Origin of the sequence: Moorella mulderi DSM 14980, from assembly GCF_001594015.1 — a bacterium.
GTDB classification, from domain to species: domain Bacteria; phylum Bacillota; class DSM-521; order Neomoorellales; family Neomoorellaceae; genus Neomoorella; species Neomoorella mulderi.
In genome coordinates, this window is record NZ_LTBC01000002.1 from 318,421 (window position 1) to 332,470 (window position 14,050).

Annotated in this window: 11 protein-coding genes; all 11 read left to right on the forward strand. The window is 57.3% G+C overall.

The window, feature by feature from the left end:
- Window positions 1-63 precede the first annotated feature (63 nt).
- A complete protein-coding gene (gene acsC, locus MOMUL_RS04850) occupies window positions 64-1,404 on the forward strand; it encodes an acetyl-CoA decarbonylase/synthase complex subunit gamma (RefSeq protein ID WP_062282434.1) in 1,341 nt (446 codons plus the stop codon).
- Window positions 1,405-1,440: 36 nt separating this feature from the next.
- Window positions 1,441-3,348 (forward strand): ASKHA domain-containing protein, encoded by a 1,908-nt coding sequence (locus tag MOMUL_RS04855; protein WP_062282249.1) that lies wholly within the window; start codon window positions 1,441-1,443, stop codon window positions 3,346-3,348.
- Entirely contained in the window at window positions 3,348-4,097 is a 750-nt protein-coding gene (locus tag MOMUL_RS04860) for an ATP-binding protein (protein WP_062282252.1), read from the forward strand. Before MOMUL_RS04855 ends, MOMUL_RS04860 begins: the two co-directional genes overlap by 1 nt.
- 24 nt (window positions 4,098-4,121) lie before the next feature.
- Complete coding sequence (locus tag MOMUL_RS04865; protein WP_062282255.1) at window positions 4,122-5,090, forward strand: acetyl-CoA decarbonylase/synthase complex subunit delta; 969 nt, start codon at window positions 4,122-4,124, stop codon at window positions 5,088-5,090.
- Between the two features lie 18 nt (window positions 5,091-5,108).
- A complete protein-coding gene (locus tag MOMUL_RS04870) occupies window positions 5,109-5,897 on the forward strand; it encodes a methyltetrahydrofolate cobalamin methyltransferase (protein ID WP_062282258.1) in 789 nt (262 codons plus the stop codon).
- A gap of 192 nt (window positions 5,898-6,089) precedes the next feature.
- Window positions 6,090-6,644 (forward strand): 4Fe-4S dicluster domain-containing protein, encoded by a 555-nt coding sequence (locus tag MOMUL_RS04875; RefSeq protein WP_153018244.1) that lies wholly within the window; start codon window positions 6,090-6,092, stop codon window positions 6,642-6,644.
- Complete coding sequence (locus MOMUL_RS04880; protein ID WP_062282261.1) at window positions 6,641-7,513, forward strand: CoB--CoM heterodisulfide reductase iron-sulfur subunit B family protein; 873 nt, start codon at window positions 6,641-6,643, stop codon at window positions 7,511-7,513. Before MOMUL_RS04875 ends, MOMUL_RS04880 begins: the two co-directional genes overlap by 4 nt.
- 20 nt (window positions 7,514-7,533) lie before the next feature.
- Window positions 7,534-11,997: an FAD-dependent oxidoreductase gene (locus MOMUL_RS04885; protein ID WP_062282264.1), complete on the forward strand. Its 4,464-nt coding sequence runs from the start codon at window positions 7,534-7,536 to the stop codon at window positions 11,995-11,997.
- Window positions 11,998-12,001: 4 nt separating this feature from the next.
- Entirely contained in the window at window positions 12,002-12,454 is a 453-nt protein-coding gene (locus MOMUL_RS04890) for a hydrogenase iron-sulfur subunit (RefSeq protein WP_062282267.1), read from the forward strand.
- Complete coding sequence (locus tag MOMUL_RS04895; RefSeq protein WP_062282270.1) at window positions 12,451-13,122, forward strand: methylenetetrahydrofolate reductase C-terminal domain-containing protein; 672 nt, start codon at window positions 12,451-12,453, stop codon at window positions 13,120-13,122. The genes MOMUL_RS04890 and MOMUL_RS04895 overlap by 4 nt, the downstream gene beginning before the upstream one ends.
- The gene (locus MOMUL_RS04900; protein WP_062282272.1) at window positions 13,119-14,042 is read left to right on the forward strand and encodes a methylenetetrahydrofolate reductase; all 924 of its coding nucleotides are present in this window, start codon (window positions 13,119-13,121) and stop codon (window positions 14,040-14,042) included. Before MOMUL_RS04895 ends, MOMUL_RS04900 begins: the two co-directional genes overlap by 4 nt.
- Window positions 14,043-14,050 lie beyond the last annotated feature (8 nt).

The following is a 14,050-nucleotide window of genomic DNA, read 5'->3' on the forward strand; positions in this document are numbered from 1 at the left end:
TATGCCTCTTTGCATATACCCGGCCCGGAATATTTAAACCTTAAAGGAAAGGAGTTAACAGTTATGGCTTTAACGGGACTGGAAATTTATAAACAGCTGCCCAAAAAGAATTGTGGCGAATGTGGTACGCCCACCTGCCTGGCCTTTGCCATGAACCTGGCGGCCGGTAAGGCCAGCCTGGACTCTTGCCCTTACGTTTCCGATGCTGCCCGGGAGGCCCTCAATGCCGCCGCGGCCCCGCCCATTGCCAAAGTGGTCCTGGGTACAGGTACGGCAACAGTGGAGATGGGGGATGAGACCGAACTCTTCCGCCACGACAAGCGCTTCTACCACGAAACAGCCATTGCCATCCTGGTAAGCGATAACCTCAGCAACGAAGAGTTAACGGCTAAAGTTGCCGCCATCAACGAACTGCAATTTGACCGGGTGGGACAGCATTATACCATCCAGGCCATTGCCATCCGCCACGACGCCGATGACCCCAATGCCTTCCAGGCAGCTGTAGCTGCGGTTGCTGCTGCTACCCGGCTAAACCTTATCCTCATGGCTGACGATGCCGCCGTCTTAAAAACTGCCCTGGCGGGAGTAGCCGACCGCAGGCCCCTGTTATATGCGGCCACTGCTGCCAATTACGAGGCCATGACTGCCCTGGCAAAAGAGTTTAATTGCCCCCTGGCGGTATATGGTAACGGCCTGGAAGAACTGGCCGGCCTGGTGGACAAAATCGTCGCCCTGGGCTGCAAGCAGCTGGTCCTCGACCCCGGAGCCCGGGAAACTTCCCGTGCCGTTGCCGACTTTACCCAGATCCGCCGCCTGGCCATTAAAAAACGCTTCCGTTCCTTCGGCTATCCCATTATTGCCCTGACGACGGCAACCGATCCCCTGGCGGAAATCCTCCAGGCTACGAACTATATCAGCAAGTATGCCAGCCTGGTAGTCTTGCGTACCGCCGCCAAAGAACACCTGTTGCCCCTGCTGTCCTGGCGCCAGAATCTCTATACCGACCCGCAGGTACCCATCCGGGTAGAGGAGAAACTCAATGAAATAGGAGCCGTTAATGAGAATTCACCGGTTTATGTGACCACCAACTTCTCCCTGACCTATTACTCGGTAGAAGGAGAAATTGAAAGCACCAAGATACCCAGTTACCTGCTGTCCGTCGATACCGATGGCCTGTCCGTGCTGACGGCCTATGCCGACGGTAAGTTTGAGGCTGAAAAGATTGCCGGGGTCATGAAAAAAGTTGGTCTCGAAAATAAGGTCAAGCACCGCCGGATTATTATTCCCGGAGCAGTGGCCGTCCTGAAGGGCAAGCTGGAAGACCTGACGGGCTGGGAGGTACTGGTAGGACCCCGGGAAGCCAGCGGTATCGTGGCCTTTGCCCGGGCCAATCTAGCATCCTAAACCATCTCTATTTTAGCTAAGAAGGGGAAGAAGCCCGTGAATCAGTGTACTGTTACTTTTTTACCAGCCAATACCACCGTAAAGGTAACGGCAGGTACCACCGTCCTGGAGGCGGCCCAAAAGGCCGGCCTGCCCCTGAAAAGTACCTGCGGTGGTGCCGGTACCTGCGGCCGCTGTATCATTAAAGTTCGCCGGGGAGAGGTTCAGGTTAAAGGAGGACACCTGCCGGCCAAATTGAAGGAAGATGGTTATACCCTGGCCTGCCAGACCATCATCCAGGGCGATGTAGCCATCGAGATCCCGGCAGAATCCCTCCTCAGCAAACACCAGGTGCTCCTCCAGGACAAGGGGCGGCTGCAGGACGGCCTGACTGATTTACTGGGTTCCTATCCCCTGGAGGCTGCCTGTGAAGTAGTAACCTTGCATCTCGCCGAGCCTACCCTGACGGAAAACACCAGTGATACCAGCCGCCTGCTGGCGGCCCTGCGGAAAGAAAAAGGGGTAGAGGGGCAGGTGAGCTTAGCCCTTCTCCAGGATTTGCCGGAGAGCTTGCGCCAGGCCGGCTGGCAGGTTGATGTCACCCTGGCCAGGGCTGATAACCGCCTCTTACGGGTTACCCCTGCCGGGTCAGGCAGGAGCTTCGGCCTGGCCATCGACCTGGGTACCACGACGGTAGTAGTCTCCCTCCTGGACCTACGTAACGGCCGGAGGATTGGCCAGGGCGGTAGTTATAACCGCCAGGCGGTATATGGAGATGATGTCATTTCCCGCATCATCCACGCCACCAGTAACCATGGGGGCCTGGAGGAGCTGCGCCAGGCGGCCCTGGCCACCATTAATGAGATAAGTAATTCTTTACTGGCCAACCACGGGATTAACCAGGCGGAGGTGACGGCAGCAGTCATTGCCGGCAACACTACCATGAGCCACCTGCTGCTGGGCGTAAATCCCAAGTATATCCGCCTGCAACCCTATATCCCTGCTGCTACCGAGTGGCCGGCCCTCACTGCCGGGGAAATCGGGCTGGCCATTAATCCCCTGGCTACCGTCCAGGTCTTCCCCAGCGTAGCCAGCTATGTGGGCGGCGATATTGTCGCGGGTGCTCTCTTTACCCGCCTTGCCCGGGGAGAAGAACTGACCCTCTTCATTGACATTGGCACCAACGGGGAAATGGTCCTAGGGAATAAGGACTGGCTCATCGCTTGCGCCTGTTCGGCGGGGCCGGCCTTTGAAGGCAGCGGCATCACCTGCGGTATGCGGGCCATGGAGGGAGCAGTTGAAGGAGTAACCATCGACCCGGAAACCTGTGAAGTTGAGCTGGAAGTAATAGGCGGCGGCCGCCCGGCCGGCCTGTGCGGCAGCGGTTTAATTGATTGCCTGGCGAAGCTCAGGCGGGCCGGCATCATCGACCGGACCGGTAACTTCCAGGAAGTAGCCACGCCCAGGTTGAGGCGTACCGATGAAGGCTATGAGTTTGTGCTGGCCTGGGCGGCAGAAAGCAGCCACGGCAAGGATATCGTCATTACCGCCGCCGACATCAAAAATCTCATCCGCTCCAAGGGAGCCGTCTTTGCCGGCATCCAAAGCCTGTTAAAGACCGTCTCCCTAGAACTGGAAGCAGTCGACAGGATTATCATTGCCGGCGGTTTCGGCAATTACCTGCACGTTCCCAATGCCGTTGAAATCGGCCTCTTACCCGATTTGCCGGCGGAAAAATACGTCTTTGCCGGCAACACTTCCCTCAAAGGCGCCGAGTTAGCCCTCCTTTCCCGGCCGGCCTGGGAGGAAGCCCTGGAACTGGGCCGCAAGATGACCTACCTGGAGCTTTCCGCCGGCAACCTCTTTATGGAGGAATTTGTCTCGGCCCTGTTCCTGCCCCACACCCGGCTGGAACTCTTCCCCTCCGTGACCACTGGGACCAGCCTGGAAAGGAGGGAAGGCTAGTGGCCCGCCATATTGCCGTTGCCGGTAAAGGGGGTACAGGAAAGACCACCTTTGCCGCCCTGCTGATACGCTACCTGGTTGAGAACCATAAAGGGAGCATCCTGGCCGTGGATGCCGACCCCAACGCCAATTTAAACGAAGCCCTGGGCGTTAAAGTCGATACCGTTATTGCCGATATCCTCGATGCCACCAAAAACCCGCGGGCCATCCCCGCGGGCATGAGCAAGGATATGTTCATCCAGTACCAGCTGGCCCAGGCCCTGGTGGAAACGAGGGAATTTGATTTATTAACCATGGGCCGGCCCCAGGGTCCGGGCTGTTACTGTTACCCCAATGACCTCTTGCGCAAGCACCTGGAAACCTTAAGCGCCAGCTACGACTATATGGTCATTGACAGTGAAGCCGGCCTGGAGCATATCAGCCGGCGGGTTATCCAGAATGTGAAGGACCTCTTCGTCATCAGCGACGCCTCCGTCCGGGGAATTCGTTCCGCCGGTAGGGTACGGGAACTGGTCCAGGAACTGCAGCTTGCTATTCCCAATATGTATCTGATAGTAACCAAAACTACCGGTGACCAGGGTCCCCTCCAGGAAGAGATGGAGCGGGCAGCATTGCCCCTGGCCGGGACGATTCCCTATGATGAGCAGGTCGTCGCTTTTGATACCTACGGCAAACCCCTTTTTGAGCTACCGGCAGAAGCCCCGGCCGTCCAGGCAGTCAGTGACATCCTGAGCAGGTGCCGTATTTAACAATTTATGGAAGGAGTGTTTTTCATGCCCGTCCAGGTTTTACGTGATCGGAGCCGCGCTACGGTACAAAAAGTTGTCCTGGGTGCCACCAAAGAGCAAGGCGGTACCCGCAGCCACACCATTGTTGTCGGCGGCGATGCTGCCCTTCCCTTCCACCATTTTGAAGGAGAGGTTAGCCGCCCCGTCATCGCCATGGAAGTCCAGGATATCGTTCCCGACTGGCCGGATGTTTTGAAGGACCCCTTTAATGATGTAATCAATGAGCCCGGCCGCTGGGCGCAAAAATGTGTGGCTGCATACGGCGCCGACCTGATTTACCTGAAACTAGACGGTGCCGATCCCGAAGGGGCCAACCGCCCGGTAGACCAGTGTGTGGCTACCGTCAAGGAAGTCCTGCAGGCTGTTGGTGTTCCCCTGATTGTCGTTGGCTGCGGCGATGTGGAAAAGGATCATGACGTCCTGGAGGCAGTAGCAGAGGCGGCAGCAGGGGAAAACCTGCTCCTGGGTAACGCCGAGCAGGACAACTACAAATCCCTGACAGCGGCCTGCATGGTGCACAAGCACAACATTATTGCCCGTTCACCCCTGGATATCAATATCTGCAAGCAGCTCAACATCCTCATCAACGAAATGAACCTGGGCCTGGACCACATTGTTATTGACCCTTCTATTGGCGGCCTGGGCTACGGGATAGAATACGCCTACTCGATTATGGAGCGCATCCGCCTGGGAGCCCTCCAGGGTGATAAAATGCTCTCCATGCCGGTGATCTGTACGGTTGGATATGAGGCCTGGCGGGCCAAGGAAGCTGTGGCTCCGGTAAGTGAATACCCCGGCTGGGGTAAAGAAGTGGAGCGGGGTATCCTCTGGGAAGCCGTTACCGCCACCGCCCTCCTCCAGGCCGGCGCCCACATTCTCCTCATGCGTCACCCGGAAGCTGTAGCCAAAGTCAAGGAAAATATCGACCAGCTTATGGTTAACAATGCTTATTAATCGAAGGAGGTCTAAAGCATGCTTATCATTGGCGAAAGGATTAACGGCATGTTCAATGACATTAAACGGGCCATCCAGGAACGGGACCCGGCCCCCGTACAGGAATGGGCCCGCCGCCAGGAAGAAGGCGGCGCCCGCGCCCTGGATCTAAATGTCGGGCCGGCCGTCCAGGATAAGGTCAGTGCCATGGAATGGCTGGTAGAGGTCACCCAGGAAGCCAGCAGTCTAACCCTGTGCCTGGATTCCACCAATATCGCGGCCATCGAAGCGGGACTGAAAAAAGCCAAAAATAGGGTTATTATCAACTCCACCAATGCCGAACGGGAAAAAATAGAAAAATTGTTCCCCCTGGCCGTGGAGCACGGCGCAGCCCTCATTGGCCTCACTATGAATAAAACCGGCATCCCTAAGGATAGCGACACCCGCCTGGCCTTTGCCATGGAACTGGTGGCTGCGGCTGATGAATTCGGCCTGCCCATGGATGACCTGTATATTGACCCCTTGATTCTCCCGGCCAACGTCGCCCAGGATCACGCTCCTGAAGTTTTAAAGACCCTGCAGCAGATTAAAATGCTGGCCGACCCGGCTCCCCGGACCGTACTGGGCTTGAGCAACGTCTCCCAGAACTGCCAGAACCGGCCCCTCATCAACCGGACTTTCCTGGCCATGGCCATGGCCTGCGGCCTGGATGCCGCCATAGCCGATGCCTGCGACGAAGCCCTCATGGAAACGGCGGCAGCAGCAGAAATTTTGCTCAACCAGACGGTTTACTGCGATTCTTTTGTTAAGTTGTTTAAAACCAGGTAGGATTTTTATAAAAAATGTCGAAGGATATTACGGGGTAACTAAAATAGTGAAATTAAAATTAACAATAGCGAACAGCGTTACAGGAATACGTTGATACCTGGGGGAAAATTACCGCAGTAAAGTGGAGAGAGGTACCGGCGTATTGTCTAAACGCTGGTCCTCTCTTTTTTAGGGCAGGAAGGAGGAAGGGGATTGGCTGAGCAACAAATTATACCATCCTACCAGCTTGTTGCTCCGGTGGCCAGGCAATCGGGTCAACCTGTCAGCCGTTGTTACCAGTGCCATAAATGTACTGCCGGCTGTCCGGTCACGATGGCCATGGACCTGATGCCCCACCAGGTAGTACGCTTTGTGCAGCTTGGTCTGGAAGAAGAACTCTTAAAAAGCAAAACCATCTGGCAATGTGCTGCCTGCCGGACCTGTGTTTCCCGTTGTCCCAACGGCATCGACATTGCCGCTATTAACGACGCTTTGAAGCAGCGGGCCCTGGCTAAAGGTATCCAGCCGGCCCTGCCGGAAGTGGCTGCTTTCCACCAGGCCTTCCTGGCTTCGGTTAAAAGCAAGGGTCGGGTCCATGAACTGGGGATGATCATCGCCTTCAAAATGAAGACAGGTACCTACTTCCAGGATGTTCCCCTGGGGCTGAACATGTTCCGCCGCGGTAAACTACGGCTTTTACCCGAAGGGCTTAAAAATAAAGCTCGCTTCCGGGCCTTGTGGCAAGGAGAAAAGGGGGGACAGGCATGAAACTAAGTTATTACCCGGGCTGTTCCCTGCACTCGACGGCGGCTGAATTTTCGGCCTCCACCGAAGCCGTATTTAAAACCCTGGGAGTGGAGTTACAGGAACTGGACGACTGGTGCTGTTGCGGCGCCACCTCCGGCCATTCCCTTAACAGTTACCTGAGCCATGCCTTACCCCTGCATAACCTGGTCCTGGCTGAGGCTGCCGGTAACGATTTGCTGGTACCCTGTGCTGCCTGTTACAACTCCTTAAAAGCGACCCAGGCCTTTATGGCCGGCGGCAGCCAGGAAGCCCGGGAACTCAACCGGCAGGCAGGTCAAATCCTGGGGCGGGAATACCGGGGAGAGGTGCGGGTGCGCCATGTCGTAGACATGCTGGCCGATGCCCGCCTCCAGGCTCTGCTGGATGGGAAAGCAAAAAAAAGCCTGGCCGGCCTCCCCCTGGCTGCCTACTACGGTTGCCTGCTGACCCGGCCGCCGAAAGTAGCCAGTTTTGAAGCTAATCCTGAACAGCCCCGGCTGATGGACCGGCTCCTGGCCCGGTGCGGTGCCACTCCGGTAGGCTGGACCCATAAAAACGAGTGTTGCGGGGCCAGTCTCGCCATTCCCCAGCCGCAACTTGTGGAGCAACTGGTGGGAAAAATTGTAGCTGCCGCTCGCTATGCCGGAGCTGCAGCCATAGTGACGGCCTGTCCCCTGTGCCAGACTAACCTGGACAGCCGCCAGCCGGCCGGCGCAGAACCTCTACCCGTCTTTTTCATTACCGAAATCATCGGCCTGGCCCTGGGGCTGGATGCCGCTCCCTGGTTAAAGAAACATTTAGTAGATCCCCTGCCCCTTTTACGGCAGCAGGGGTTGCTGGTAGCCTCCTAGCAGAAAGGTTGTGAGACGCCATGAATGAAAAGCAGGAAAATGTCCCGGCCGTAGGTTCGGTCCTAGTCCTCGGCGGCGGTATTGCCGGTATGCAGTCGGCCCTTGACCTGGCTAATGCAGGCTACCTGGTGCACCTGGTGACAGAAAGTTCTTCCATAGGCGGTCGTATGGCCCAGCTGGACAAAACCTTCCCCACCAATGAATGTGCCATGTGCCTGCTGGGGCCCCGGATGACGGATACTTTAACCCATCCCAATATCCGCCTGCATACATGCGCCTCCCTGGAGAAAGTAGAAGGGGAAAAGGGTAATTTTACCGTCCAGATCCGGGAAAAACCCCGCTACGTTAATATTGAGGAATGTACTGCCTGCGGCGACTGCGAGCAGGCCTGCCCGGTATCTGTTCCCAACGAGTATAACCAGAATATGGGCAGCAGGAAGGCCATTCACAAGATGTTTCCCCAGGCGGTACCCAATAAATACCTGATTACCAAAAGGGGTACGCCTCCCTGCCGCAGCGCCTGCCCGGCCGGTACCAATGCCCAGGGTTATGTGGCCCTGATCTCCCAGGGTAAATTTGCAGAGGCCCTGGAGGTAATCCATCGCCGCATGCCCTTTGCCGGCATCTGCGGCCGCATCTGCCACCACCCCTGCGAAACCGAATGCAACCGGGGACAGTTTGACGACCCCATTGCCATTGCTACTTTGAAAAGGGCGGCCTATGACTATGGCTGGGAAGCTGAAGCAGCCCGGGAAAAGGAACAGAGGCCGGAGCTTCCCGCCAGGCAAGAAAAAGTCGCCATCATCGGCGCCGGGCCGGCCGGCCTGACAGCCGCCCAGGACCTGGCCCTGGCAGGCTTCCAGGTTACCGTTTACGACGCCTTGAGCCAGCCCGGCGGCATGCTGCGAGGCGGTATCCCCCGCTATCGCCTCCCCCTGGAAGTAGTCGACCGGGAAACCGGGCGCATCCTCGCTTTGGGGATTAAGTTTGTGCCCAATACCGTTATCGGCAAAGATATTACCCTGGCGGAACTGCAAAAGCAGTACAACGCCGTTATCATCGCCACCGGCCTGCAACAGAGCCGGATGTTAAAGCTTGAAGGTGCCGATTTAAAGGGTATTCTACCGGGAGTAGCTTTCTTGCGGGAAACCGCCCTGGGCGGCCGGCCCGAAGTAGGAGCAAGGGTTGTCGTCATCGGCGGCGGTAACGTAGCCATTGACGTAGCCCGGACGGCCCGGCGCCTGGGGGCTAAGGAAGTCCACCTGGCCTGCCTGGAATCCCGGATTGAGATGCCGGCCCACCCCTGGGAGATTGAAGAAGCCCTGGAAGAAGGCATCATCATCCATCCTTCCTGGGGCCCCAAACGTTTCCTTGGCGAAGGAGGCCGGGTCACCGGTATTGAACTAATGCAGTGTACCCGGGTTTTCGATGCAGAACGCCGTTTTAATCCCCAGTATAACCCGGAAGTTACCCAAACCCTGGCTGCCGACACCATTATCCTGGCCATCGGCCAGGCTGCCGATCTTTCTTTCTTAAGCGAAGACGGTAACATAGCCACCAGTCGCGGCCTGATTGCTGCCGATCCCCTGACCCTGGCTACCAGCGTGCCTGGCATCTTTGCCTGCGGCGATATCGTCCGCGGGCCCGCCTCGGTAGTGGAAGCCGTAGCCAGCGGCCACGAAGCAGCGGAATCCGTTAAACGCTACCTGCAGGGCGAAGACCTGGCTGCCGGCCGTTCCCTGGAAAAAGAACCCAAGCTGGACCCGCCGCCCAATGTTATACCCTTCCCCGGCCGGCGCAAAATCCAGGCCATGGCCCCGGTAGCAGAGCGCATCCAGGATTTCCGGGAAGTCTACCAGGGCTTTACCCCGGAAGAAGCCATAGAAGAGGCCAAACGCTGCCTGAACTGCGGCATCTGCTCGGAATGTCTCCAGTGTGAAGCTGTCTGTAAAAAGAAAGCTGTAGAGCACTGGCAGCAGGAAAAGGTAGTGGAACTCAAGGTTGGCTCCCTGGTCCTGGCCCCCGGCTACGAACTCTTTGATGCCACCCTGGCCGGCGAATACGGTTACGGTTATTATGCCAATGTGGTGACCAGCCTGGAGTTTGAGCGGCTGCTCAGCGCCACCGGCCCCACGGAAAGCCACGTGGTACGGCCTTCCGATCACCGGCCGCCCAAAAAGGTGGCCTTCATCCAGTGCGTTGGTTCCCGGGATTGCGAGGGGGAAGGCAGCCCTTACTGCTCAGCCATCTGCTGCATGTATTCCACCAAAGAAGCCATTATTGCCCGGGAACATGACGCCAATATTGAGCCGACCATTTTTTACCTGGATATCCGCGCCTACGGTAAAAACTTTGACCGCTACGTCGAAGCGGCTAAAGCCGCCGGCGTGCGTTATGTGCGGGCTATGATTTCCCGGGTGGAAGAAGACCCGCAGACCAAAAACCTTATCATCCAGTACTATGCCGACGGCAAGATAATCCGGGAAGAGTTTGACATGGTTGTTTTAGCGGTAGGCGTCAGGCCACCGGCCGGCGCGGAAAAACTGGCGGCCGCTGCCGGTATTGAGCTTAATCCCTATGGCTTTGCTAAGACCTTACCCTTCCAGCCGGTAGCCACTACCCGGCCGGGCGTTTATGTGGCCGGCGTCTTCCAGGGTCCCCGGGACATCCCGGAAACGGTAGTCAATGCCAGCGCTGCCGCATCTTTAGCCGGTGCCGCCATAGCCTCGGGCCGTAATACCTTGGTCACGCCCAAGGAATACCCGCCGGAGAGGGACGTGAGCCAGGAAGAACCGCGGGTTGGTGTCTTTATCTGCCACTGCGGCATTAATATCGCCGGCGTAGTCGACGTCAAGGCGGTAGTTGAGGCTGCCGCCAAATTACCTGGCGTAGTCCATGCTGAGGATAATCTCTACACCTGTTCCCAGGACACCCTGAAGAAGATTAAAGACGCCATCCAGGAATACAACCTGAACCGGGTAGTAGTGGCCTCCTGCACCATACGCACCCACCAGCCCCTTTTCCGGGAAGCCTTAAGGGAGGCTGGCTTAAACCAGTTCTACTTTGAAATGGCCAATATCCGCGACCAGTGTTCCTGGGTACACCGCAACGAACCGGCCAGCGCCACTGCAAAAGCTATTGACCTGGTACGCATGGCCGTGGCCAAGGTCAAACGCCATGAAGCCTTGCACCTGCAGCCGGTACCGGTAGTCCAGAAGGCCCTGATCATCGGCGGCGGCATAGCCGGCTTGACAGCAGCGTTAAATATCGCCGAACAGGGGTTTGACGCCATTATCGTCGAACGGGAAGCTGAACTGGGTGGACAGGTCCGGCATTTACGGACCACCCTGGAAGGGGAAGACCTCCAGGCCCTGTTAAAAGACCTGATCGCCAGGGTCCGGGCCAACCCCCGTATCCAGGTGTACACCAGTGCCCGCCTGGAAGACTTTGGCGGCCACCAGGGACACTTTACCACCACCATTTCCCTTGGTGAACCTGGTAAAGAACACCTGCGCCGTACATGTAAGCTGGAACACGGCGTGGTGATCGTCGCTACCGGCAGCCAGGAGTTAAAAACCGGCGCCTATCTCTATGGCCAGGACGAGCGGGTGGTAACCAATACCCAGCTGGAGCAGGCCCTGGCCGACGGCCACTGGGATGCTGAGAAAAACAAACAGGTGGTCTTCATCCAGTGCGTGGGCTCCCGGGATGGCGATCACCCCTACTGCAGCCGCACCTGCTGCGCCCAGACCATTAAAAACGCCCTGGCCATAAAAACGCGCAATCCTGAAGCTTTAGTTTACGTCCTTTACCGGGACATCCGCACCTATGCCTTCATGGAGGATTATTACCGCCAGGCCCGGGAGCAGGGCGTCCTCTTTATCCACTATGAGCCGGAAAGACCACCTGAGGTGCGCCGGCGGGACATCGGCCTGCTGGAGGTTTTAGTTAAGGATTCCGATTCCGGCAAAGACCTGGTGCTCTGGCCCGACCAGCTGGTGCTGGCCACGGGTGCCGTGGCCCCGGACGGGGTGGAAAAACTGGCTACCATGCTGAAACTGCCTTTAAATGAAGATAAATTCTATGTCGAGACCCATGCCAAGCTGGCGCCCATTGACTTCCCCTCGGCCGGGATTTTCCTCTGCGGTGCCGGTCATGCGCCTAAATTCGCCAGTGAAGCCATTGCCCAGGCCGAAGGTGCCGTGGCCCGGGCCTGTACCATTTTGAGCCGGGAAAACCTGATGGTAGGCGGCGTGGTAGCCGTGGTCGATGAAAACAAGTGCGCTGCCTGCCTGACCTGCGTCCGGGTCTGCCCCTACAGCGTCCCGCGCATTAATGAGCGTAACGTGGCCGAAATCAATGCCGTCCAGTGTATGGGCTGCGGTACCTGTGCCGGTGAATGCCCGGCCAAGGCCATCCAGCTCCAGTTCTATAAAGATGACCAGCTGCTGGCCAAGGTAGCCGGCCTCTTCGGGGAGGTGTAGTCAATTGCAGGAGTTTGAACCAAAAATTATAGCCTTCTGTTGCTACTACTGTGCCTATTCAGCCGCCGACCTGGCCGGATCCTTGCGCCTGCAGTACCCGGCCAACATCCGGGTAATTGAGATGCCCTGTTCCGGGAAGACCGACGTCCGGGTCCTGCTGGAAGCCTTCGAAGACGGTGCCGACGGTGTCTATGTCCTGGGCTGCATGGAAGGCGATTGCCACTTCTTGAAGGGGAATTTCCGGGCCAAACGCCGGGTCCAGCAGGCGAAAAAAATCCTGGACGAGATCGGTATCGGTGGTGAGCGCCTGGAGATGTACAACCTCTCGGCGGCCATGGGACCGCGTTTCGCTGAAATTGCCCGGGAGTTTACCGAGCGTATCCGTAAATTAGGTCCCAGCCCGTTAAATAAAAAATATGCATCTGCAAATTCGAGGAAAGCAGGTGAGCAGGAATGATTATCGCTGAGGGTAAACCCCTGGCCGAGGTTGCCGGGTTGATTCAAGGAGCCAGAAAGGTGCTGGTAGTCGGTTGCGGCGGCTGCGTGACCGTTTGCCTGGCTGGCGGGGAAAAGGAAACCGGGATCCTGGCCGCCGCTTTGCGGCTGCTGAGGCAAAAGGAAGGCAACCCCCTGGAAACAGTGGAGGTTACCCTGACCCGCCAGTGTGACCCTGAATACGTGGATATGCTGGAAAAATACGTTACCGACGATGTCGATGCCATCGTTTCCCTGGCCTGCGGTGTCGGCGTCCAGTTCCTGGCCGAACGCTATAATAAATGGGTGGTACCGGCCTTAAACACCAAGTTTGCCGGCGGCACCGTTGAGCACGGCGTCTGGGAAGAGCGCTGCGGGCTATGCGGCGAGTGCATCCTCTATAAAACCGGGGGTATTTGCCCCATTATCCGTTGCTCCAAGAGCATTTTAAACGGGCCCTGCGGCGGTTCCCAGAATGGCAAGTGTGAGGTTAACCCGGAAACCCCCTGTGCCTGGCAGCTCATCTACGACCGGATGCAGGCCCTAGGTAAACTGGATCTCCTCATGGAAATCCAGCCACCCAAGGACTGGTCCAAGTCCCGGGACGGCGGTCCCCGGAAAGTGGTACGAGAGGATGTGAGGCTGGCATGAAAACAGAAAGCAAACTGGAAAAACTCCTTTCCCAGGGTCATTTTGTGGTCAGCGGTGAGATCGGCCCGCCCAAACACGCCAACCCCGAGGGCATCAAAAAACATACCGCCCAGTTAAAAGACTATGTGGATGCCATGAACCTGACGGACAACCAGACGGCCATTGTCCGCCTCTCCAGTATTGCTGCCGGTGTCCACGTCCTCCAGGCAGGGGGCGAGCCTATTATCCAGATGACGGTCCGGGACCGCAACCGCATCGCCCTGCAGAGCGACCTCCTGGGGGCCTATAGCCTGGGAATGCGCAACGTCCTCTGCCTGTCGGGGGATCACCAGTCCTTTGGCAACCACCCGGCGGCCAAAAACGTCCATGATGTGGACTCCCTGCAGCTCATTAAAATCGTCAAGGACCTCCGGGACGAGAAAAAATTCGCCTGCGGGGAAGAACTGAAGGGCAATGAACCAAGGTTCTTCATCGGCGCCGCTGCCAATCCTTTCGCCGATCCCTTTGAGTTCCGGGTCTTGCGGCTGGAAAAGAAAATCAACGCCGGCGCCGACTTCATCCAGACCCAGTGCATCTTTGATATGGAGCGTTTCGAGCGTTTCATGGCCATGGTCAGGGAAAGGGGCCTGCATAAAAAAGCCCATATCATTGCCGGCGTCATGCCCCTGAAGTCTGCCAAAGCCGCTAAATATATGCAGCAGTCGGTAGCCGGGATGATCGTTCCCGATGAAATTGTTAACCGGATGGAAAAAGCTGCCGACCCCAAGGCCGAAGGGGTGGCCATATGTGTCGAACAGATTAAACACCTCAAGACCATTGAAGGGGTAGCCGGCGTACACATCATGGCCGTGATGTGGGAAGAGATCATCCCCACCATCGTCAAGGAAGCCGGCCTTTACCCCCGGCCCAAGGCGGAATAAATTTTGAC

Excerpts from the sequence above, each read along its gene's own strand:
- MOMUL_RS04880 (WP_062282261.1), top strand. The coding sequence starts at position 6,641 with ATGAAACTAAGTTATTACCCGGGCTGTTCCCTGCACTCGACGGCGGCT.
- MOMUL_RS04900 (WP_062282272.1), top strand. The coding sequence starts at position 13,119 with ATGAAAACAGAAAGCAAACTGGAAAAACTCCTTTCCCAGGGTCATTTT.
- acsC (WP_062282434.1), top strand. The coding sequence starts at position 64 with ATGGCTTTAACGGGACTGGAAATTTATAAACAGCTGCCCAAAAAGAAT.
- MOMUL_RS04865 (WP_062282255.1), top strand. The coding sequence starts at position 4,122 with ATGCCCGTCCAGGTTTTACGTGATCGGAGCCGCGCTACGGTACAAAAA.
- MOMUL_RS04895 (WP_062282270.1), top strand. The coding sequence starts at position 12,451 with ATGATTATCGCTGAGGGTAAACCCCTGGCCGAGGTTGCCGGGTTGATT.
- MOMUL_RS04885 (WP_062282264.1), top strand. The coding sequence starts at position 7,534 with ATGAATGAAAAGCAGGAAAATGTCCCGGCCGTAGGTTCGGTCCTAGTC.
- MOMUL_RS04870 (WP_062282258.1), top strand. The coding sequence starts at position 5,109 with ATGCTTATCATTGGCGAAAGGATTAACGGCATGTTCAATGACATTAAA.